The 20,964-nt window shown below is 51.6% G+C and carries 19 protein-coding genes; 9 read left to right on the top strand and 10 right to left on the bottom strand.

What is annotated here, in order from left to right; genetic code table 11:
* The first annotated feature begins 103 nt into the window (after window positions 1-103).
* Window positions 104-352 (top strand): DUF7667 family protein, encoded by a 249-nt coding sequence (locus EYB31_RS04065; protein ID WP_131011984.1) that lies wholly within the window; start codon window positions 104-106, stop codon window positions 350-352.
* Window positions 353-573: 221 nt separating this feature from the next.
* Here the strand turns inward: EYB31_RS04065 and EYB31_RS04070 are convergent, their stop codons facing one another.
* From EYB31_RS04070 to EYB31_RS04085, 4 genes are all read right to left on the bottom strand, one after another.
* Window positions 574-3,099, bottom strand: coding sequence for a beta-propeller domain-containing protein (locus tag EYB31_RS04070; RefSeq protein WP_131011985.1), 2,526 nt, complete (start codon window positions 3,097-3,099; stop codon window positions 574-576).
* A 113-nt stretch (window positions 3,100-3,212) separates the two neighbouring features.
* Window positions 3,213-3,548 (bottom strand): LapA family protein, encoded by a 336-nt coding sequence (locus tag EYB31_RS04075; protein ID WP_420819420.1) that lies wholly within the window; start codon window positions 3,546-3,548, stop codon window positions 3,213-3,215.
* 87 nt (window positions 3,549-3,635) lie between these two features.
* Window positions 3,636-5,426: an oligoendopeptidase F gene (gene pepF / locus EYB31_RS04080; protein ID WP_170318208.1), complete on the bottom strand. Its 1,791-nt coding sequence runs from the start codon at window positions 5,424-5,426 to the stop codon at window positions 3,636-3,638.
* 449 nt (window positions 5,427-5,875) lie between these two features.
* Entirely contained in the window at window positions 5,876-6,064 is a 189-nt protein-coding gene (locus EYB31_RS04085; RefSeq protein WP_240762041.1) for a hypothetical protein, read from the bottom strand.
* A gap of 101 nt (window positions 6,065-6,165) precedes the next feature.
* On the opposite strand from EYB31_RS04085, the gene EYB31_RS04090 reads away from it, so the two are divergent.
* Window positions 6,166-7,839, top strand: coding sequence for a thiamine pyrophosphate-binding protein (locus EYB31_RS04090; RefSeq protein WP_131011988.1), 1,674 nt, complete (start codon window positions 6,166-6,168; stop codon window positions 7,837-7,839).
* A 91-nt stretch (window positions 7,840-7,930) separates the two neighbouring features.
* On the opposite strand, the gene EYB31_RS04095 is transcribed toward EYB31_RS04090, so the two are convergent.
* Both EYB31_RS04095 and EYB31_RS04100 read right to left on the bottom strand, forming a co-directional pair.
* Complete coding sequence (locus tag EYB31_RS04095; protein WP_240762042.1) at window positions 7,931-8,770, bottom strand: TerC family protein; 840 nt, start codon at window positions 8,768-8,770, stop codon at window positions 7,931-7,933.
* A 297-nt stretch (window positions 8,771-9,067) separates the two neighbouring features.
* Window positions 9,068-9,301 (bottom strand): hypothetical protein, encoded by a 234-nt coding sequence (locus tag EYB31_RS04100; protein ID WP_131011989.1) that lies wholly within the window; start codon window positions 9,299-9,301, stop codon window positions 9,068-9,070.
* Window positions 9,302-9,565: 264 nt separating this feature from the next.
* Between EYB31_RS04100 and EYB31_RS04105 the strand changes: the two genes are divergently transcribed.
* Window positions 9,566-10,288, top strand: a complete 723-nt coding sequence (locus EYB31_RS04105) for a methylase (protein WP_170318209.1) — start codon at window positions 9,566-9,568, stop codon at window positions 10,286-10,288.
* 88 nt (window positions 10,289-10,376) lie between these two features.
* Window positions 10,377-10,574, top strand: a complete 198-nt coding sequence (locus tag EYB31_RS04110) for a cold shock domain-containing protein (protein ID WP_113036874.1) — start codon at window positions 10,377-10,379, stop codon at window positions 10,572-10,574.
* Window positions 10,575-10,975: 401 nt separating this feature from the next.
* Here the strand turns inward: EYB31_RS04110 and pyk are convergent, their stop codons facing one another.
* Window positions 10,976-12,022, bottom strand: coding sequence for a pyruvate kinase (gene pyk, locus EYB31_RS04115; RefSeq protein WP_131011991.1), 1,047 nt, complete (start codon window positions 12,020-12,022; stop codon window positions 10,976-10,978).
* Window positions 12,023-12,183: 161 nt separating this feature from the next.
* Between pyk and EYB31_RS04120 the strand changes: the two genes are divergently transcribed.
* Complete coding sequence (locus EYB31_RS04120) at window positions 12,184-12,975, top strand: helix-turn-helix transcriptional regulator (protein ID WP_131011992.1); 792 nt, start codon at window positions 12,184-12,186, stop codon at window positions 12,973-12,975.
* A 72-nt stretch (window positions 12,976-13,047) separates the two neighbouring features.
* Here EYB31_RS04120 and EYB31_RS04125 read toward each other — a convergent pair whose 3' ends face one another.
* Window positions 13,048-14,403 carry a globin-coupled sensor protein gene (locus tag EYB31_RS04125; protein WP_131011993.1) on the bottom strand — a complete coding sequence of 452 codons (1,356 nt, stop codon included), beginning with the start codon at window positions 14,401-14,403 and terminating at the stop codon, window positions 13,048-13,050.
* 148 nt (window positions 14,404-14,551) lie between these two features.
* Entirely contained in the window at window positions 14,552-15,199 is a 648-nt protein-coding gene (locus tag EYB31_RS04130; protein WP_131011994.1) for a nitroreductase family protein, read from the bottom strand.
* Window positions 15,200-15,379: 180 nt separating this feature from the next.
* On the opposite strand from EYB31_RS04130, the gene EYB31_RS04135 reads away from it, so the two are divergent.
* The 4 genes from EYB31_RS04135 (at window position 15,380) to EYB31_RS04150 (ending at window position 19,761) form a co-directional block, all read left to right on the top strand.
* Window positions 15,380-15,913 carry a DinB family protein gene (locus EYB31_RS04135; RefSeq protein WP_131011995.1) on the top strand — a complete coding sequence of 178 codons (534 nt, stop codon included), beginning with the start codon at window positions 15,380-15,382 and terminating at the stop codon, window positions 15,911-15,913.
* 124 nt (window positions 15,914-16,037) lie between these two features.
* Window positions 16,038-17,822, top strand: coding sequence for an ABC transporter ATP-binding protein (locus EYB31_RS04140; protein ID WP_131011996.1), 1,785 nt, complete (start codon window positions 16,038-16,040; stop codon window positions 17,820-17,822).
* Between the two features lie 57 nt (window positions 17,823-17,879).
* Window positions 17,880-19,088, top strand: coding sequence for a sensor histidine kinase (locus EYB31_RS04145; RefSeq protein WP_240762062.1), 1,209 nt, complete (start codon window positions 17,880-17,882; stop codon window positions 19,086-19,088).
* On the top strand, window positions 19,081-19,761 hold the full coding sequence (locus EYB31_RS04150; RefSeq protein ID WP_131011997.1) for a response regulator transcription factor: 681 nt from the start codon (window positions 19,081-19,083) through the stop codon (window positions 19,759-19,761). Before EYB31_RS04145 ends, EYB31_RS04150 begins: the two co-directional genes overlap by 8 nt.
* Here the strand turns inward: EYB31_RS04150 and EYB31_RS04155 are convergent.
* Window positions 19,758-20,924 carry an MFS transporter gene (locus tag EYB31_RS04155; protein ID WP_131011998.1) on the bottom strand — a complete coding sequence of 389 codons (1,167 nt, stop codon included), beginning with the start codon at window positions 20,922-20,924 and terminating at the stop codon, window positions 19,758-19,760. The two genes, EYB31_RS04150 and EYB31_RS04155, sit on opposite strands and share 4 nt — an antisense overlap.
* Between the last annotated feature and the right edge of the window lie 40 nt (window positions 20,925-20,964).

Consider the following 20,964-nt stretch of genomic DNA (forward strand, 5'->3'; position numbering starts at 1 on the left):
TGCCGTAACGCTGCTTATTATGCGTATATTCGCATAGTCCCCGGTTGAAATCGGTCAAAACGGTCAACAATGGAATTAAGCAGCAATAAAGAGGTGGGGACATATGTTACCGGTGCACTGGAGATTGGCCGAGTTATGGACGATTCGGCAAAAACGGGAGCTTACCGAGGCGGAAAATACGGAAATGTCGTTGTGCCTGCAGTTAAATGCGAATTTTGCGCGCAAGCTGGCTACACTCCACAATTGGTCTTATACGGCGGCGCTGATCGGCGATACGGTTTGGCAGCATGAAATTTGCCAAAGAATTGAGGAGCTGGAGAGCCAGTATTATGTTTCCGGTAAAATAGGCTGACGGCTGCAAAGCGAGCGACCGTTATGTAGCTGAAGTTTTTCTTGTGATAAGGGATTTGTTTACAAAAACCCGCAAGCCGGGATTCGAAATGCGCTCTTGTGGCAGACAGTTGAAATAAACTGTTTGCCGCAAGGTGGAGCATTCCATCCTGTTGTGCGGGTTTTTGTTTGCCGATGACGGTGCCGTCATTCGGGGAGTGGACGGGGGTAAGCCGTCCAGGCTTATTTCAGCTCCAGCTCGCCAAGCTGCTGCAGTGTATTCAGGTCGCTGGCTTTAAGCATCCCTTTGGATGCCGTATACAGATTGTCTCCGATATAAAGCAGCCGTTCAATGCTGTGGTCGCCGTTGTACCACGAGCCTGCTTTGGCCAATTCGTCGCTGGTCAGGTGGGTAATTTTCCCTCTCAGCTGAAAACCGCCGGTCAAGTCGATATGGTACACATAAGCCCCTTGGAACGCGAATTGCCCATATTTCAGCATTTCTTTCGGATCGGGATTCGCCGATTTGTCCGGAATTTCGGACACCGATACCGGGAAGGCCAGCAATCCCTTTTCTTTTGAGAAAAGCAGCGCTTTCGGATTGTGCAGCAGCGGAGAATCGGTGCCGCGGTCGCCAATCGTTTCCTTGAACAGCTCGGTTGGCTGCGTCACGTCGGTGACGTCGAACATCGCCAGCTTCATGCCTTGGTAATAGGCCATAGTGGCAGGAGCGCCGCCGGAACCGTTAAAGTCGTTTTTGATTTCCACCGTATCTTTGCCGAAACCGATGATATGGTTTTCGTCATAAGGGTGGAGGTAATCGCTGTAGCCGGGAATTTTCAGCTGGCCGAGTATTTTCGGCGCGGCGGCGTCCTTCAGATCGATAACAAACAGCGGATCGACGGTCCGGAACGTAACCATGTAAGCGCGGCTGCCCATAAAACGGACGGAATAAATCCGTTCTCCCGGCGCAATGTTCTCGATTTTGCCTGCAGTTTCGAGCTTATCGTTAAGCACATACATATTATTTTGGGAAGTAAATTCATCCCTCCGCCATTCCTCTCCCGAAGTGGTGGCGATCCGGAAATAACCGTTCGTTTCATCCATCGAATATTGGTTAAGCACCCGCCCGGGCACCGTTCCTTGAGCCGTATAACGGATTGAGCCTTGGTCCAGCGCGAATTTGTAGATGGCGCTGGCTGTATTGGTCGTCAGCGTCACCGAATCTGTCGTCAATCCGCTTGCGTCGGAGCTGTTTGTGACGGCAGGCACCCGTTCGTATTTTTGCATTGTTACATATAAATTGGATGTAGAGGCGTACACATTATCGCCGGCTCCAAGGTATGTTTGCACGCTGAGCTTCTGATCGGGTTGATCGAGATTGACGCCGGCGACGATCAAATAATTCGATTCCGCCGATTTAGGGAAATAACGGACATCCTCCAAACCAACCGAAATATAACTGTCTCCAGCGAGCGAATCGCGATATGTCGGCGTATCCGTTATGCTAGCCGTTGATCCGTCGGCAGCCGGTTTGGCGTTTAATATCTGATATCTGTTCATATATTTGTTCGCTACCAGATAAAAAGATGATCCGACTTTGCGGGAGGTAACATAATTGCCTTCCAGCTCGATTTCGCGCACTTTGGTCAATTGGGTTTTGTCGGAAAGATCGTACACAACCGCTTTGGTCATTGTTTTTCTGGCGAAGCGGGGCGGCACAATTTTAATCATCGTTTCGCTTGTCTTCACTTTAGAATCAGACTGGGGTGCATCGGAAGCAGCGGGAACGGCGGCTATAGGCGGGCTTGTCACGGCCGAACCGATAACGATCAAATGGCTGCCGTCCACGTACAATTCGCTGGGAATCATTTCGCGATTGTCAAACTGCAGCGTGCTGACGACCTTCATATTTCCCGGCGGGTTGGCTTCAACAACAAGAATGCGGTTACGGTTTACCTGATAAATGTAGTTCCCGTCGGTTTTGATCACATCGGCTTCGTCCACGCCTTCCACCTGCACGTTGGTTTTGGAATAATCGCCCGGTGCGGCGGTTTTGGCCGAGTTGGCTGCTGCGGATGCGCCGGCTGGGGGAGCGGTTGGCGCCGCGGAAGCGGAATCCTTGGCCATCGGGGCAACCTGGGCAATCGAACTCGATCCGCTCTGCGGAGCGGCTTCCGATTTCGCATTCACTTTTAGCTTCGCTCCGGCCTGATCGAGCACGGCGATCCCGCCGTTAACGTAAATACCGCCGTCCGGCGCCGACTCCTTTAACAGTGCTTGCAGCTTGTCGAAAGTGCCGACCGTAGGCAGACTGTCCGCCCCGTTCATGATCTCCACCGCTTTGTTGGCCCCGTCCCAATAGACGTTAAAGTCGAATGTTTCGCTGATCAGACGCAGCGGCACAAGCATCTGCCCTTGCTCCATTACGGGGGCGGAAGCCATCTCCAACTGCTTGCCGTTGCGGACCGCCGCTGCGCTGCCCAAGGTGAAACTGAGGTTTGCATCCCCTTTGCTGATGGTAGCCGATCCGGCTCCTTCTTCCCAAGTAATATCGGCTCCGAGAGCAGAGCCCAGATCACGCAGCGGGACAAACAGCGTACCATTTTGCATACGAGGCAACACCGCAAATTGCAGCTGTTGCCCGTCCAGCGTCAGTTTGACAGTTTCGGCGGATGCGGAGGCCGTTACCATAACTTGCGGGGCGATAACCGGACCGCTGGCTGCGCTTAAAAAAACAAGCGATCCCAAGATAACCAATTTCTTCATTATAATTTTCCCTCCATCAGTAGGCAGTTTGGCAGCTTTATCCTCTCAGACGTATGCAAGGAAAATTTTGTTTCAGCTTCACGAAAAAAGGTAAACAAAAAAGGTGCCGTTTATCAGCTTTGCGGCGCTGTGGTTTGTTCGTGCGGCTGCTCTTGGGAAGGCTCCGCGGGAATGGGCGGCTCTTCCAGCCCGGTCGCTTGTTTCCATGCTTGCAGCAGCCTGTCCTGCTGCCGGATGGTGCGCTGCATCTTATATCCGCGCAGCATGCCAAACGCGCCTACAATGAGCCCGCCAAGCAGCGTGGAACCGAGAATGACCAGAATAAGCGGCATATCCGGCTGAGCGAATAAAAAGTTGACTTTCACCTTGTCCACATTGATGACGGCGAATACGGCCGTAAGCAAGGCGAAGAGCATGCAGCATATAAGAATCCATTGTGTCTTCATCATCAATAATGCCCCTTTTCCGGACTAAAATAAAAAGCTGAGATCATGGTAGCATGATTCCCAGCTTTTTGGCAAAGCTTTCATGAATATTTATTTGGCGAGCTGCTCCATCTGATCGAGCAAATCCTTAAATACGCTCATAGCCTGCTTAACCGGTTCCGGTGTCGACATATCGACGCCGGCGCGTTTCAGAATGTTGATCGAATAGTCGCTTCCGCCGCTTTTCAGGAAACCGAGATAGCGGTCGACTGCCGGCTGGCCTTCCGTCAAAATTTGCTTGGCGAAGCTGGTCGCCGCGGAAAAGCCGGTTGCATATTTGTACACGTAAAAGCTGTTATAGAAATGCGGGATACGCGCCCATTCCATTTCGATGTCTTTATCGACGGCCATGTCCTTGCCGTAATATTGCAGGTTCAGGTCGTAATAAATTTGGCTCAGTTCCTGCGGTGTCAACGAATCGCCGGCTTCCACTTTTTCATGGATGATCTTCTCGAACTCGGCGAACATTGTTTGCCGGAATACGGTCGTCCGGAACTGATCCATGTAATAGGTGAGCAGATACATTTTAGCTTTCGGATCTGTCGAATGTTTCAGCATATAATCCATCAGCAGCGCTTCATTCAGCGTCGAAGCGACCTCTGCGAGGAAAATCGTATACTGCGCGTAACGATACGGCTGATTCGTGTCCGAGTAAAACGAATGCATCGCATGGCCCATTTCGTGCGTCAAGGTGAACATGCTGTTCAGATTATCCTTGTGGTTCAGCAGCACATAAGGATGTGTGCCGTAAGCGCCCCAGCTGTAAGCGCCGTTGCGTTTGCCGACGTTTTCGTAAATATCGATCCAGCCCCCGGACAGCCCCTCGCCCAGCACTTTCAAATAATCTTCGCCCAGCGGTTTCAAGCTATCAAGCACGGTTTTCTTCGCTTCTTCGTATGTAATGTTCATGTCGTATTCGTCGACCAATGGCACAAACAAGTCATACATGTGGAGTTCGTCGACCTTCAGCAGCTTCTTGCGCAAGGCCATATAGCGGTGCATTAGCGGAAGCGCGTCGTGGATCGCTCCGATCAGATTCGTATACACTTCCTTGTTGATGTTGTCGCCGAACAGCGACATTTCAAGCACCGAAGGATACTTGCGAACCTTGGAGTAAAACACGTTTTTGGTGACATTTGCCGCGAGTGTCGAGGCAATCGTATTTTTCTGCTTGGAATAAGTGCCGTATACCGCTTCAAAAGCGTTCTTGCGCACTTCGCGGTTGCGGCTTTCCAGAAACTGAATGTAAGAGCCGTGGGTCAGCTCGACTTCTTGGCCCTTATCGTTTTTAATTTTGGGAAACTTCATATCCGCGTTGTTGAGCATGCTGAAAATCGTTCCCGGCGCTTGCGAGATATTGCCTACCTGGGCAAGCAGCGCTTCTTCCGCACCGCTTAACACATGCTGCTTCTCGCGAATCAGCTCTTCCAGCGATCTTTTGTAGAAAGCCAGCTCCGGGCTTGCCACCAGCTTCTGCAGCTGCTCGTCGCTCATCGACAAAATTTCCGGTGAAATGAACGAGAGAGCTTCACCCACCTCGACGCTTAATCTTTTCGCTTTATCGGATAAGGCCATGTAGGTAGGGTCTGCGGTATCCTCATGATGTTTCATGCTTGCATATACATACAGCCGTTCGTTGTGCTGAGAAACGTCGTCCTCCAGCTCAAAACATTTCTTGATCGCCAGAGGTTCGCTCAGTTTTCCTTGCAGTTCTTTAAATTTGGGCAGTGCGTCTTTGACTTCCTGATATTCTTTGTCCCATGCCTTCTGATCGGAGAATAAATCCTCGAGCCTCCATTGGTGCTCTGCAGGTACGTCTTTGCGCTCTACTATTTGATTCATTGGAGCCCTCCTTGTCAATATTTTGGGCTTTTCCTGCGCTTTCCCGGCAGCGCCGGTGGATGCGAGCAGGCACGCCAGCATGCTGAGTGTTACGGTTATAGGAATCACTTTCATCCTCGGCTCACGCTCCTGAAGGACTTGTCAATGATTTCCGTAGTATAACCGTAACGCCTTTTCATTATTATATGAAAACATCATGCGCATGTAAAACTTTCCAAGAGCAGGAATCAGTCCGACGGGATTGATTTTCGTGAAAATTTATTCATGCTGGTGTATGGAGGGCAAGGGAATGGTATGGAAAGTCTACGTCCGCCTTGAAAACCGTGTTTTTACCGCAAGGTAAATTCAAGAGAAACACGGTTTTCACGAGCGGTGGAATGCCATCCCTTTCCCGAAATAGCCGCACTCATGAATAAATATTCACGGATTTACTATCGTCGGACAGACTCCTAGGACAGACCGAAGAAGCTGTACATGATCAGCCCAAACGAAAAAGCGATCATCACCAGCGCAAGCAATGCGAGTGGACGTTTCACTCCGCTTGGCAGCGAGTCCTTTTTCATAATAAGGATAAGCGCAAGTGCAAAGGACACGATAATAAACGTTAAAATAGACGCGCTGTTGCTCAAAAGCTTCACCTCAAATGATTCAAAGTCTGACTCTTAAGTATCATAAATTCGCCTATAAGCGGCGAAAATCCTCTTCAACGCCCAAAACGCCGAAAGGATGATGTATCCAAATGTCAGTTACAACGATATCGCCCCCTCAGCCGGTCAATGCCGGCAAACCTCAGACATCCTCTCATCTGAATGTAGCGCAGTTTATTATCGAGCAGTTGCGGGTCTGGGGAGTAAAAACAATTTACGGAGTCATCGGAGACGCTACGTTATTTTTATTGGATGAGCTGGCAAAACAGAACCATATCCGCTATGTGCCTTGCCGGCACGAGGGCGCGGCCGCGCTGATGGCCTCCAGCGAAGCGAAGCTGACCGGGAGGGTGGCGGTTTGTCTGGCGACAAGCGGCCCGGGAGCGGCAAATTTGCTGAACGGTTTGGCGGACGCCTACATGGACAAAGCCCCTGTGCTAGTGATAACCGGTCAAGTGGAAACGGGAAAAATCGGCACGCATGCGAAGCAATACGTCAATCAGCAGTTGCTGCTCGGCACGGTTTGCGCCAGCTCGGAATTGCTGGTTTCGCCGGATGCATTGCCCGAGCTGCTGCAAACAAGCCTCACCATGTCGCTTGTTCAAGGAACAGTGACCCATATCAGCATTCCGAAAAATATGTACCATGCCCCCGTGAAAGGAACTGTGGCACCGTACGGAGCTCATTTAAGCCAGAGGTTGCTCTCGCCGCCGGAAGTGGTCGCCCAAGCCGCATCGCTGCTGGCAGGGGCGGAGCGGCCCGTTATGATGATTGGCGGGGGCGCGGCGCAAGCCGCCGAGCCAATCAAACAGCTGGCCGAGTCGCTTGGCGCCGCCGTAGTGACCAGCTATCCTGCGCGCCCGCTGTTTCCGAACGATCACGAGCTGTATGCCGGCGGCTTGGGGCAGGGGGGAAGCGAAGCTTCCAGCACACTGCTTGCGGAAAGCGATCTGATCGCAATTCTCGGAGCCACGTGGTGGCCGGATGAATATACGCCTGCACGGGCCCGTATCGTGCAATTTGATATGTCGCCGGCCCATATCGGCGTTGGCCACGGGCTTGAGCTTGGCGTCGTCGGCGATTTGACGGACATCGTGCCGCAGTTGCTGCATAAGGCCGGGCTGGATAAAAAAGACCGCAGCGGCTGGCGGGCGAGAATCGCCGAAGTATGCGGCGATTGGAAGAAGCGTATCGAGCGGGAGGCGGGGCAGATGAGCTCGCCTTTGGCGCCGCAGCACATCGTAAGCTGCCTCTCCCGGCTTATCGCGGAGGACGCCATCGTGTGTGTCGATACCGGAGACCATACGCTGTGGTTTAACCGCATCTTTCAGGCCAAACGCCAGCAGGTGCTTCTGTCGGGGCGCTGGCGGACGCTGGGATTTGCGCTGCCTGCGGCCATTGCCGCACAGCTGGAATATCCGCAGCGGCAAGTGATCGCGATAGCCGGTGACGGCGGCGCGGTCCAGACGATTATGGAGTTTCAGACCGCCGTGGAAACCGGCGCACCTATCGTCATGCTCATATTCAACAACGGCTCGTACGCGATGGAGAAAAATCGTATGCAATTGGCCGGATTGCAGCCTCTTGGCAGCTCCATCCGAAACCCTGATTTCGCCAAGCTGGCGGAAGCATGCGGCGGCGTCGGAATGAAAGCCACTACTCCGCAAGAGCTGGAACAAGCGTTAACTCATGTTTTATCCTTGCGTAAACCTGCTATCGTCGAAATTGCAACAGCCGATACCTTGGTGCCGCATACGAAAATTTAACGAGCGGTACGACATTGCGCTTGTGAACAAAAAAAGCGGCGCAGCCTGCACTCGGCTGCGCCGCTAACCTATGCGGACCGCGGGTCCTTCATTAACCCGCGCTGCGGATCAGATCGTCATCGTCGGAACCGTCCGCCCGTTTGACCAGCACCAGGCGTCCGCGTTCGTCGGAGCGCACCATCAGCCGGTCTTCGGACTGAATGCCTGCGGCATGGCCCAACTCCATGGGGATGGTCAGCTCGCCGCGCTCGTTAATACGCGCGACGGAACCGGTCAATTGCTTCCAACGGCCGGCGAGCAAAACACCGGCGATAACTACGATAGTAAGCGCCCAGTTCATAAACGGATTTGCTTCAAAAAACGGTTTGACGAACAAGTCGCCTGTGAGCATATGTGCGGCCGTATAAGCAAGCACGCCTGCACCGGCATAGATTAGAACGGGGAACTGTTCGATCCAGCGTATAAACAACGTGCTGCCCCACACGACGACGGGCACGCTGATGAGCAAGCCGATCACGACAAGCGCGAAGCTGCCGTGCGATGCTCCGGCAACGGCAACGACATTGTCGAAGCCCATGACCGCATCGGCCATAACGATGGTCCAAATTGCTGCGCCCAGCTTGTTTTTCGCTTGTACGGCGCTATGATCCTTTTTGTCGGCGAGAAGTTGATATGCGATCCAGATCAGCATCAAACCGCCGATGAACAGCAGTCCCGGTATTTTCAGCAGCCATACTACAACAAGCGTTGCCGCGGCCCGAATCGCTATCGCTCCAACCGTGCCCCAGATGATCGCTTTCTTCTGCAGGTCCTTAGGTAAATTCCTTGCGGCAAGGCCAATTACGATGGCATTATCCCCCGCCAAAATAAGATCGATCATAATGATACTAACTAAAGCCGTCAACATTTCCATCGTGAACCATTCCATCATGAGCCCCACTCCTTTGTTTGGATAATAAAAACGGCCTCTACCGTGGAATCGGTAAAGGCCGAACAAACAAGTAAAGACCTTTACCATCATCATGGCAAAGGTCTTGCTAACAACGATAAACGTTGCCAATAAAGCCGGGGCGGAAGGGCAACTCCCTTAAACCCGAATTGACGACTTTACTGTGACAGCTACTCCCCTTTGGAGGACGTCCTATGAAGTTAAGGTTATTATAGGTTGCGGACAAGCTTGTTGTCAAGCCTTTTACGCACCTGTTAAAGCAGCCGCTTGAAGTTCTGGTCATACTTCCTTGAAGGCTTTCAGAATCGCTTCGCGTTCTTCTTCGGTGCCGGAATACTTATCTTTGCGGAACCGTTCTTCGGCCCAATGCATTAATGCCGGGCGGCTTAAAAATTCATGGCATTCCTCGCCCCATTGATCGGAAATTTCCCGCAGCACAAAGCGGGTGCCGTTGACCTCGACGGTCATCATATTCCATTTGTCTATTTTGTAAATCTGATGTTTTTTAATCATCTTCATAGCTCCAATCTGCAGCTGTTTCCAGCTTAAAGGTTATGGGAGCATCATACTCGAAGACGTGCGCGAAATCAAGCCGTTTGCGCCGTTCTATCCAGTTCAAGAAAGAGATCATCCATATGAAGTTCATAATAGGAAAAAAGTAGAAAAAAGTGGTTGTCAAAGCGGGTGTCAGATGCTAAAATCCATGTACCGGCGCATAGGCGCCGCGGAGATCTGTTTTTAGCCAGAGTAGATGAGCCGAGATGAGGAGAGATGAAGATGAGTAACACCAATCCGCTGCAGCGGTATGAGCAGGTAGGCGTAGCCATGACCTGCCGGTCTTTTGCCGAGTATGAGCGCATGTTTGATCTGGATGAGGAATTGCTTTCGAGAGGGCCTATATTGGATGTCGCCGCCGGAGCGTCGTCATTCACCGCGGAAGCGAGAAGCAAGGGTTATGAAGCCATGGCGGTTGACCCGCAGTATGCTTTAACCCGCGACGAGCTTTACGCCAACGGGCGTGAGGAAATTGAAGTTTCCACCGCCAAGCTGGCCAAACTTCAGCATCAATACGACTGGTCTTTTTATGGGAATATCGACCTGCATAAGCAGGGAAGATTGCGTTCGCTGGAGACGTTTATTGCCGATTTTAATTCTGTGAACGGCGAAAAAGTTTACAGAAACGGGCGGCTGCCGCATTTACCGTTGGAAGAAAGCCGTTATGCTTTGATTTTGTGCAGTCACTTTCTGTTTCTATATCATCATCAGTTCAATTACGAATTCCATCGCGATGCGGTGCTGGGGCTGCTTGGTTTGTGCAGGCCTGGAGGAGAAATCAGGTTGTACCCGGTGTTTACGCTTTCATGGGTAGCGTATCCTTGCATGGAACGCCTCCTTGCCGACCTTCATCAGGCGGGTGCGGAAACGGCCTTTTTGCCTTCTAAATTGCCGTTTATTCCGGGTTCCGGGGAGCTGTTGCAGGTGGTAAAACAGGCCATTTGAATATTTACCCGGCGTTGATTTATCCTAGAATTGATGTTATAATTTGTTTACTCGCCCACGAAGGCGATATTTTTAGGAGGTTGTTTACTTGAAAGGTACAGTTAAATGGTTTAACGCAGAAAAAGGCTACGGATTCATTCAAGTAGAAGGCGGCGACGACGTATTCGTTCACTTCTCCGCAATCCAAGGCGATGGCTTCAAAACTTTGGAAGAAGGCCAACAAGTAGAATTCGACATCACGCAAGGTAATCGTGGTCCTCAAGCAGCTAACGTCATTAAGTTATAAGATCGATTCTCCTGACAAGGAGACGATTTTCTTATATTAGTGTCGAGCGCAAGGCGATTTCCCGGCATAGCCGGGAAATCGCCTTTTTTTGAGCGTTAGACGAATGTGCGGTGTTTTTTTATAAAAGTGATGTCAACATATAAAGCCCTCCTGTTTTCAATGACAGCGAGGGCTATATTTATGATCAGGTCCGTTGCGCAGACTGATCATAAATTTGTTGGAGGCTTCCATTGTGCACAAGTTTGAGAAATTCCAAAGCGGTGTGGAGAACTGGAAGTAACAGGCAGCTTTAAGCAAAAGCCGTTCATTAGCGATGATAAGCTAATGGACGGCTTTTGCTTTAGGGCATGGGCATTAAGGGGGGAGGATGTCACGTTGTTGAGCGTAAAAGGCGCCTCGGCTTACGCGTTTTGAAGTGTCGGAAGTTCGTGCCGATACAACGCGGTTTCGGCGCGTTCGACGATACGGGACATGCAGGCGATCGTTTCAACCGGAAATTTGCCGACGGCCGTTTCGCCGGACAACATCACGGCACTGCTGCCGTCCCATACGGCGTTGGCGACATCGCCGGCTTCCGCGCGGGTAGGGCGGGGCTGCGACTGCATCGATTCGAGCATATGGGTTGCGGTGATAACCATTTTCCCGGCGGCGTTGCATTTGCGGATCATTTGTTTTTGCGCGATCGGCACTTCCTCCACGGGGATTTCAACTCCAAGGTCTCCGCGGGCCACCATGATACCGTCCGCCGCCGCAATAATCTCGTCCAGGTTGTCCAGGCCTTCCTGGTTTTCGATTTTGGCGATAATTTTGATATTTGGCTTGCCGCCTTCGTTTAACATGGAGCGGACTTCAAGGACGTCGGCTGCTTTACGTACGAACGACATGGCGATGTAATCGGCATTGTGCTTGATGCCGAACCGGATGTGCTCGCGGTCGCGCTCGGTTACTCCGGGCAGCGAGGTGTGGACACCGGGCAGATTTACGCCTTTTCTCGGCTTTAGGCGGCCTCCGGCGACGACACGGCATATGATGTTGCTGCCTTCGATTTGCTCTACGCGAAGTTCCAGCATGCCGTCGTCAATCAGCACGACGGAACCGGGAACAACTTCGGAGGGCATGTTCGGGTGGTTGACGGAAACCCGGCTGGCATCGCCCAAGACGAGATCCGTGGTAAGAATAAACGATTGCCCGGCTGTCAATTCGACAAAGTCATCGGCCAGTTTGCCGATCCGGATTTCCGGGCCTTTTATGTCAAGCAGGATGCTTACTTGTTCATTTAAATTGCGAGCCGCTTCGCGAACCTCTTCGATGGCGGCCAAATGATCTTCCATTTCGCCATGGGCGAAATTAACGCGAGCGATGTTCATGCCGGCCTCGATAGCTTTGGTCATAGTTGATCCGGCCCGAATGGCAGGACCGAGGGTGCAGACGATCGTAGTTTTGCGCATGTTCCCACTCCTTGAGGTTTTTGTAAGATTTAATTGATTTGTACAGTATGGTTTCTCTCTATGGAACAAGATAATCGAGTTTATTGTAATCCACATTCTTGAACATAACTATGAAATATAGTACGGTATATGAATAATAGTATGGATGGAGTGGGAGTGAGATGATTCGTATTGCTGACGTTCGCCGCTGCTCGGGAGCGGATTGGTATGAAGAAGAGGGGAGCCGATTTCCCCAGGCCGTCAGGCTTTCGCTTGTGCATTACGGGCGCTGTTTATACCGGGTGGGAAACGATAAATTGATTGTGGAGAAGGGAGATGTGCTGCTAATTCCGGAGACGGTCCCTTATTACGGAAAAAGCATTCCGACGGTGACCCATGAGCAGTTTGCGGTATTTTTTCACACCGATACCACCGCAGCCGATGAGTTGCCCTTATTGGGCATTAGGGAAATCGTCAAGCTGCGGCCCGTCCGTTTTGCGCAAATCGCACAGCGGTTGAAGGAAACGTTCGATTGCTGGAAGGAGTCCGCTCCGTACAAAGAAGCGCTTTGCAGAGGCATTGTGCTGGAACAGCTTGCGCTGCTGAACAGGGAATGGGACGGGCGAAGCAGGCAGGATTCCAGAAGCGAGCTGGCCGAATTGATGAAATCGTTTATTCATAACCATTACCGGGAAAAAGTGACGAAACATGAGCTGGGGATGTTTATTGGCAAAAGCCCGAATCATACGGCGGTGCTGTTTCGGGAGACGACCGGCCAGACCATCAGCGATTATGTTCATACCGCCCGGATCAGGGCGGCTCAATCTCTGCTTGCCCAATCGCAGATGACCGTCGAGGAAATTGCCGATTATGTAGGGTACGGGGACGTATCGTATTTCTACCGGATTTTCAAACGCAAGCTTGGGGCGCTGCCTACCCTGTACATGCAGCCGCGCAGCGCAAACAAACTTTAGAAGCCGTGTGTCCCCGTCGCAGATCAGCTGCGCTAATATGATTTTATATCCGTTCCGATCAACCAACGGGGATTACAAGGTTTGAGTCGTCTGGGTCAACCGTTCGGCTGAATCGGTAACCTTTTCCGCCGCGGAGCCGATTTCTTCGATAGCGGCGGAAAGCGACGTCATTTCCTGCTCAATTCTGCCGATTTCGGAAATGCTTTGTTCCATGGAGGTGACGATTTGATCGAACATGCCGTTGGTGGCCTGTGCTTCCGCCTGGCCATGGCCTACCAGCATCTGGACATTTCTCACGGCTGCGACGACATCCCGCGTATAATCTCCGGAGGCTGCGATAAGTCCGCTGATCTGCGAAACGGCTTGTTTGGTATCTTCGGAAAGCTTCTGCACTTCAGTTGCAACAACGGCAAATCCTCTCCCTTGTTCGCCGGCTCTTGCCGCTTCGATCGACGCATTCAGCGACAGAAGTTTGGTTTGGTCGGCGATTTCTTGCACCATCCCGACAATACTGTTGATTTGTACGGAGGAAGCGTCCAGTTGTTCCGCCGATTTCTCCATGCCCATTGCGCTTTCATGAATAAGGCCGATTTGCGAGTTCAGATGGCTCATTTTTTGCTGTCCGTTCGAAGCCAGCTCTTTGGATTGATGCGACTTGTCGACGCTGCCCCGAAATGTTCCAAGCATGGTGCCGCTGCTGGCAATGAGCTCCTGCACGGAGGCGTTCACTTGACCTGTCAGCAGCACAAGCTCTTCGCTTACCGCGGCGATCTGCGCTTTCAAGTCGTCTTTGATTTGCCGGTCCCGCTTTTCCCTCATCCGCATTTCTTCATTTTCGTACGCTTCAAGCACCAGCTGCTGTTCAAAGTTAAGCAATTTGGTAATCGCTTTGCTTACGATCAAGCTTTCTTCGGGGTTGCTGATCTCTTTATGTACAACTTCCAGCAGCTTGTCCTGCAAATTTTGAAAAGCGCCCAAATACCATTTCGGCTTTAGGCCGATGGACTGGTGCACCTTGGCGATTTTGAGGCGTTTGCCAATAAATTCGTTATCGATAATTCCGTTAAACATTTCGGATATGTGTGTTTCCAAAGTTAATCTTAACCGGTCAACCGAGCTGTTTTGGTGAATAATCCGTCCTAATTGATCGATGCCAAGCACGGTATCATAGAAAGATGAGGTGATTTCTTCAATATGGCTGCGGATAAGGGGCTGGAGCGCTTTGAGCAGCTTTAAGTCGGGCTCGGCCAAGCGGATCATCGTCATCTGGCTGGCAATTTCGGGGTGGCCTTTCAGCGAGACCGTCACGGATTGGCTTTGCGCTTTCTCCAGCCAAGATCCTTCCGTCGCGGCTGAAGCCGGCTTGCGGTTCAGTTTGCCGGCTAGTTTTTGTAAGGGCGAGTAATTAATGGTTAACAGTCCTTTCATAGAAGAAGTGTATGATTATTAAATAAGCTGCTTACTAAATACAATCATTCTAATATCTAAAAAACGGAATGACAAGGTGCGTCAATTACTTTTTATAAACATCAAAAAACCTGCTCCCCAAAAGGGGAGCAGGCTGGAATCTGCAGCATTATTTGACAATTGTTAAAATGTCGTCAATTTCTTTGCGCGCAAGTTTGCCGGGACGTTCGGAAGGATGGCCCAGCGCTATAACCATGTTGATTTGGCTCTCCGCCGGTATGTTCAAATATTCCCTTAATTGCTCGTGCGCCAGCAGCACCGGCCCGGTCATCGGACAAGTCGCCAGTCCGCGGGCATGTGCGGCTAACATCAAATTTTGCGCGGCGAGACAGCTGCTTTTGATGCCTTCTTCGGCCCATACCGCATCGTCTACAAGTTCAATCGGATCAAAGATCCGGTCGCGGAATTTGGATTGGTACGGCGTCGCCAAGCAAACGATCAGCACGGGAGCGTCGGAGAAGGCGGTCGCGTAAGGCCCAAACGATTTGACAAGCAAACGCCCTTCGCGGGAAAGTCCCTTTTGCTCGGCTTCGGCGGCACGTTTATGCAGCTGCTCCCAAGTCATCTCTTCGATATGTTTTATTTTTTCGCGGTTCATAACGGCGATAAAAGCCCATGTTTGGGAATTCGTATCGCTGGGGGCGTAGCGGGCGCAATCGATGATCTCGCGGACGTCCTCTACGGCTACCTCCTGCTCGGTAAAAGCGCGAATGCTTCGGCGTTCTTGTACAATATTTTTGAATTCGTCGTAGTTCATTAGATATCTCCTTTGTTACTTGGTGCTATAAGCTAATACTAGTCATTATATGTCTTTCGCCGGAAAAAAGCTATGTGAAACATCGGAAGATACGGTGACCTCTCCTTCTGAGGAAGGATACGGCGGCTGGGCCGCGAAAATAAATGGGGAGAATATATTGTAACCTGGAGGCTCACAAACATGTCTTTTTTAATCCGCGAAACCTTACATACGGTCAACACAGAATTGAACCGCATCGAAATTTGCTTGAACCGCTTGAGCGAGGAACAGGTCTGGGCAAAATCCCGGCCGGATATGAACAGCGTAGGGAGTTTATGTGTCCATTTGGCCGGCAACGAATATCAGAATATGGTCAGCGGGATCGGCGGCAGGCCGTTCGTCCGCAAGAGAACGGAAGAATTTACTGCGAATCGCAGTCATTCGAAGGCGGAATTGCTTGCCTTGCTGAAGTCGGTTCGGCATGAGACGGAACTTATTTTAACCAGCCTGTCGGAAGCGGATTTAACCAAAGAGGTTACGATTCACTACGGATCCGAAGACTGGAACGCGATGAAAAATAGAGGGACCGGCGACGCCAAACCTTATTATACGCGCCAGGTAGGCGCTCTGCTGCTGCAATTATGCAATCATTACGGCTACCACACCGGTCAAATCGTGATATTGACCAAGCTGCTGCAGGCGGGCGAAGAGCATGTCACGGAATATAAGCACTAACATGCGCATTTGTTGTTTACATTGAGTTTATATGGATGCGGTATCCTTTGACTGTAACCGGCACATGATAGGCGTAACCAACCGCCGATTGGACCGTGCCGATGCAGAAGGAGGAAAGGCAATCATGACAAACCTATCTGAGCGGGTAGAGCCGAGTGGCGCGGCACCTTCAAAATCGTTGGGCTGGCGTGCGTTCGTCAGACTGATTATGCAGACCAATCCGTCGAAATCGTGGATCGCCGCGGCTTTGCTGCTTAACCTAATAACAACGCTGACGGGATTGATTGTCCCGTTGTTTATGAAAAATGTCGTCGATCGCTTCAGCGTCGAAAGCCTGAATGTATGGCAGATTCTCGGCATCGGGGCGGCCTTCCTGGCCCAAGCTTTGGCGGCGGGAGCGTCCCTGTACATGCTGAGCCGGGTGGGCCAGCAAGTTGTGGCAAACTTAAGAGAACGATTGTGGAAGAAATATTTGGTTCTTCCCGTACCTTATTACGACCGGCATCAAACCGGCGAAACGATCAGCCGGCTCACGAACGACACGGGAGTGATAAAAGGGCTGATTACGGAACATATGGCCCACTTTTTTACCGGTATGATCTCGATTGCCGGGTCGCTTGTCATGCTGATTTATTTGGATTGGAAAATGACGCTGCTCATGCTGATCGTGATCCCGCTGACCGCTGTTGTATTGGTGCCGCTGGGAAAACGGATGTATCATGTCTCGAAGGACGTGCAGGATGAGACGGCGGGTTTCACCTCGGTGCTAAGCCGTGTCTTGTCGGAGATCAGGCTGGTCAAATCGTCCAACGCCGAGCCAAGCGAATATGAATTGGGACGTCGCGGCATTGCCAATCTGCTGCGGCTGGGGATCAAGGAAGGGCGTTACCAGGCGTGGATTTCGCCGGTCATTACGCTGGTTATCATGCTGATGTTTGTCGTAATCGTCGGTTACGGCGGGATGCGGGTCTCCTCCGGGGCGTTGACTGCCGGAGCGCTGGTGGCGTTTCTGTTGTACCTGTTTCAGATTGTGATGCCAATTACCCAGCTTACACAATTTTTTGCCCAATTTCAAAAGGCGCAAGGAGCTACGGAACGTATTGTCGAAACACTGCAGGAGGCGGAGGAAGCGGCATCCGGCAAGAACCTGGAGGCGGCGAACATGAATATGCCGCTTAAGCTGGAACGCGTTTCCTTCGGTTACGGTAACGATGAAACGGTTTTGTCCGGCATTTCGTTTACGGCGGAGCCGGGCAAGGTGACGGCTATCGTCGGACCTAGCGGCGGCGGGAAAACGACGCTGTTCTCCTTAATCGAGCGTTTCTACATCCCGTCTTCTGGCGTTATACGGCTCGGCGACACGCCGGTTGAGGAATATGCGCTTGCTTCATGGCGCAGCCGGATCGGTTACGTTTCCCAGGAAAGCCCGTTGGTGGCCGGAACGATTCGGGAAAACATCACGTATGGGCTGGACCGCAGCATCAGCCGCGAAGAACTGCAGCATGCCGTGGAGATGGCTTATGCCGACGAATTTATTGCCAAACTTCCCGGCGGTTACGAAACACAGGTAGGCGAACGCGGAATCAAACTTTCCGGCGGCCAACGCCAGCGTATCGCCATTGCCCGGGCATTGCTGCGCAATCCGCAAATCTTAATGCTGGACGAAGCGACCTCAAGTCTGGACAGCAAATCGGAAATCGTCGTGCAGCAGGCGCTTCATAATCTGATGCAGGGGCGTACGACATTCATTATCGCGCACCGGCTGTCAACCGTCGTGGATGCCGACCAGATCGTTTTTATCGAAAAAGGGCGTGTCACCGGCATCGGCACACATCATGAGTTGTTTGTTTCCCATCCGTTGTACCGGGAATTTACGGCTCAGCAGCTGCGGCTTCAAGAGCAGCCGTAACCGGGCGGCTTTTGCAATTGGGGCAGGACGTTACCGCGAGGAGGCTTCACCGTGAAAATGAGTCGCAGGAGACGCGATGATGCGTCAAATACCGGCCTCCGCCGCAGGAGCCGTGACGATGAACTATATACCGGCCGCCACCGCCAGAGAACTGAAGGCTGGAAGGGCAAGCTGTTTATTGCTTTGAAATTTATATGGGCGCTGTGCACCGTTATTATCGCTATCTCCTTGTGCCATACCGCGGCGTATTATGGAATGCCTTATGTGTATAAAGCGGCAGGTTTGGAACTTTCCGGACTGCTGCTGCAAATTGCCAATGCGATCGCCGCTTTTCTCTTGATTGTGCTCATCATATCGATTATCAGCTTTTTTGCCCGCGATAAAAATATGGTCGTACTCCGCTCGATCATCGATGCCATACGGCAAATCGCCAAAGGAAACTTCAATGTCAAGCTGGATGACGATCCGCGGAAAGCCGGTCATTTCGCGCCGATTCTTGAAAGCATCAATCACATGGCCGGAGAACTGGGGCAGATGGAGATGATGCGGCAGGAGTTTATCTCCAATGTGTCCCATGAGCTGCAGTCTCCGCTTACCTCGATTAGCGGTTTTGCACGCGCTTTGCAGAAGGAGGGGCTTGACGAGCGGGAGCGGCTCCATTATCTGCAAATTATTGAACAGGAGAGCGTGCGTTTGTCCAAGCTGAGCGACAATTTGTTGAAGCTGACGTCGCTGGAATCCGAGCTTCAGCCTTTTGAACCGAAGCGGTACCGCCTCGACAAGCAGATGATTCATCTTGTTCTTGCATGCGAGCCGCAATGGCAGCCGAAGGAGCTGGACATCGATGTCGCTTTTGAAGAAACGTATATTGTTGCCGACGAAGAACTGATGAGCCAGGTATGGCTTAATCTGCTCCATAACAGCATCAAGTTTACGCCGCGCGGCGGCTCGATCCGCATTGAGCTCGCGCAGGAACCGCAGCAGCTGAACATATTGTTCAAAGATACAGGCATCGGCATTGCCAACGAGCATTTGGAGCATGTCTTCGAACGGTTCTATAAAAGCGACGTTTCCCGCAACAAAGCGGTAGGTGGCAGCGGGCTGGGCCTGGCCATTGTGAAGCGGATCGTTGATTTGCATCAAGGCACGGTGCGGGCGATAAGCGAACCGGGGGAAGGCGCAACGATAATTGTGGCGTTACCGAATCACTCGGGCTCGGGGGCATCAGGGAATAACGGAAAGACGGGAGGCGGCGGCAATGGCTAAGCTGCTAGTGGTGGACGATGATTCGAATATACGCGAGCTCGTACGCTTTTTTATGAAAAACGAAGGATTTGACATGGCGGAGGCTTCGGATGGTGTAGAGGCGTTAACCGTCATGGAGACGGAACGGATCGATCTAGTCATTCTCGATATTATGATGCCGAATATGGACGGCTGGGAGTTGTGCATGAAGCTGCGCGAGCATTACGATCTGCCGCTGCTGATGCTGACGGCCAAAGGGGATACTGCGCAGAAGGTAAAAGGCTTCAGGCTGGGAACGGACGATTACCTAGTCAAGCCGTTCGAACCCGAGGAGCTGATCGCCCGCGTCAAAGCGCTGCTCAAGCGCTACCGCATCGAGTCGTCGCAAACGGTGCAGCTGGCGGGCTTGACGCTCAACCGCAAAACGTACGAAGCTGTTGCCGCAGGGCGGCCGATCACTTTGCCGCTTAAAGAGTTTGATCTGTTGTTTAAGCTGGCCAGTTATCCGGGCAAAACATTTTCCCGCGATCAGTTGATCGAAAGCATATGGGGTTTTGATTTTGAGGGCAATGAAAGAACCGTCGACGTGCATATTAATCGGCTGCGGGAAAAATTCCCCGAGCACCTGCATGCGTTCCGAATCAGTACGATCCGGGGGCTCGGATATCGGCTGGAGCTGAAGCTGAGCGATTAACTTTCTTCCAGCGAGACGTCATCGCGCTCCGTTATGTGCAGTCCCCAGAAGCCAAGCATGGCAATAAAAGCAAGCAAAGCGCTGCTGGCATACAGCATATGCGGTCCGAGCAGCTGATAAATGCCGCCCCCAACCGCTCCGCTGATCAATCCGCCCAGCCCCGTCCAAATGACGGCATACAAGGCTTGCCCTGAGGCTCTGTATTGATCGGGGACGGCTTGCGAGATGTAACGGAGCACGGTGGGCATAAAGATGCCAAATGACAAGCTGTGCATCGCCTGAATGGCAAGCACCCAACCCGGCTCGTGCGTCAAACTCATCAGCACGAAACGCAAGCAATACATCGCGCTAGCGACCATCAGCAGCGGCAGTTCCTTATATTTATGGCCGTATTTGCTCATCAGGAAAAAGACCGGAATTTCGCTGAGGGCGGACATCATCCAGGAATTACCGATCAGCGTCGTGCTTGCCCCAAGCTGCTGCAAAAACAAAGCGAGAAACGTATCGTTGGTGCGAGTGCTGATCGATACGGCGAGCATGGTCAGCATGAACAGGATAAATCTTTTTCTTGTAATGATGTGAAAAAGTCCGTTAAACCCGATCTTTTTGACAGAACCTTGCTTGTCCTGTAAAAAAAACGAAACAATCAGGGTGAGAACGACCGTTGCCAGACATAACGAGGGAATCGCGCTTGCTCCTTTAGCGGTTAAATACATGCCAAATACAAGCGCTGCGATCGCAAACCCCACCGAGCCGAATATGCGGATCGAGGCATAACTTCGCTTGGTTCCGGCCACAGTGAGCAAGGTCAAGCTGTCGGAAAGCGAGCTTACCGGCGTTTGAAAAAAGTAAAATAAAGAAATCAGCACAAGCAGCACCATATAGGAGTCGCTGCGGAACATGACGAAAGCCATAATCAGCTGTCCTGCCAAAATGATGATAAGCAGCTTTTTGACCGTTCTCCATTTATCGCTTAGAACTCCCCAAAATAAATTGGACACGATCCCGACCAGCGGCCCCATCGAAAAGAGCAGCCCGATTTGCACGGTCGAAAGACCTTTCGCTTGAAAATACAAAGCGAAAAACGAAGTAATCACTGCTGTTGTGGTATATAAAGAAAAAGAAAACGCCCTGAGCACGTTTTCGTGAAAAGTTGCTTTCATGGAAACTCACTCTCTTGTATTCTGTCTTTTCATGGAGAAA

The sequence above is a fragment of the Paenibacillus thalictri genome, assembly GCF_004307995.1.
In the GTDB taxonomy this organism is placed as follows: domain Bacteria; phylum Bacillota; class Bacilli; order Paenibacillales; family NBRC-103111; genus Paenibacillus_AF; species Paenibacillus_AF thalictri.

Coding starts and splice junctions, on each gene's coding strand:
- EYB31_RS04125 (WP_131011993.1), bottom strand. CDS start 14,403: ATGAAAGGACTGTTAACCATTAATTACTCGCCCTTACAAAAACTAGCC.
- EYB31_RS04105 (WP_170318209.1), top strand. CDS start 9,566: ATGAGTAACACCAATCCGCTGCAGCGGTATGAGCAGGTAGGCGTAGCC.
- EYB31_RS04090 (WP_131011988.1), top strand. CDS start 6,166: ATGTCAGTTACAACGATATCGCCCCCTCAGCCGGTCAATGCCGGCAAA.
- pepF (WP_170318208.1), bottom strand. CDS start 5,426: ATGAATCAAATAGTAGAGCGCAAAGACGTACCTGCAGAGCACCAATGG.
- EYB31_RS04065 (WP_131011984.1), top strand. CDS start 104: ATGTTACCGGTGCACTGGAGATTGGCCGAGTTATGGACGATTCGGCAA.
- EYB31_RS04070 (WP_131011985.1), bottom strand. CDS start 3,099: ATGAAGAAATTGGTTATCTTGGGATCGCTTGTTTTTTTAAGCGCAGCC.
- EYB31_RS04100 (WP_131011989.1), bottom strand. CDS start 9,301: ATGATTAAAAAACATCAGATTTACAAAATAGACAAATGGAATATGATG.
- EYB31_RS04145 (WP_240762062.1), top strand. CDS start 17,880: ATGAGTCGCAGGAGACGCGATGATGCGTCAAATACCGGCCTCCGCCGC.
- EYB31_RS04120 (WP_131011992.1), top strand. CDS start 12,184: ATGATTCGTATTGCTGACGTTCGCCGCTGCTCGGGAGCGGATTGGTAT.
- EYB31_RS04135 (WP_131011995.1), top strand. CDS start 15,380: ATGTCTTTTTTAATCCGCGAAACCTTACATACGGTCAACACAGAATTG.
- pyk (WP_131011991.1), bottom strand. CDS start 12,022: ATGCGCAAAACTACGATCGTCTGCACCCTCGGTCCTGCCATTCGGGCC.
- EYB31_RS04075 (WP_420819420.1), bottom strand. CDS start 3,548: ATGATGAAGACACAATGGATTCTTATATGCTGCATGCTCTTCGCCTTG.
- EYB31_RS04150 (WP_131011997.1), top strand. CDS start 19,081: ATGGCTAAGCTGCTAGTGGTGGACGATGATTCGAATATACGCGAGCTC.
- EYB31_RS04155 (WP_131011998.1), bottom strand. CDS start 20,924: ATGAAAGCAACTTTTCACGAAAACGTGCTCAGGGCGTTTTCTTTTTCT.
- EYB31_RS04095 (WP_240762042.1), bottom strand. CDS start 8,770: ATGATGGAATGGTTCACGATGGAAATGTTGACGGCTTTAGTTAGTATC.
- EYB31_RS04130 (WP_131011994.1), bottom strand. CDS start 15,199: ATGAACTACGACGAATTCAAAAATATTGTACAAGAACGCCGAAGCATT.
- EYB31_RS04140 (WP_131011996.1), top strand. CDS start 16,038: ATGACAAACCTATCTGAGCGGGTAGAGCCGAGTGGCGCGGCACCTTCA.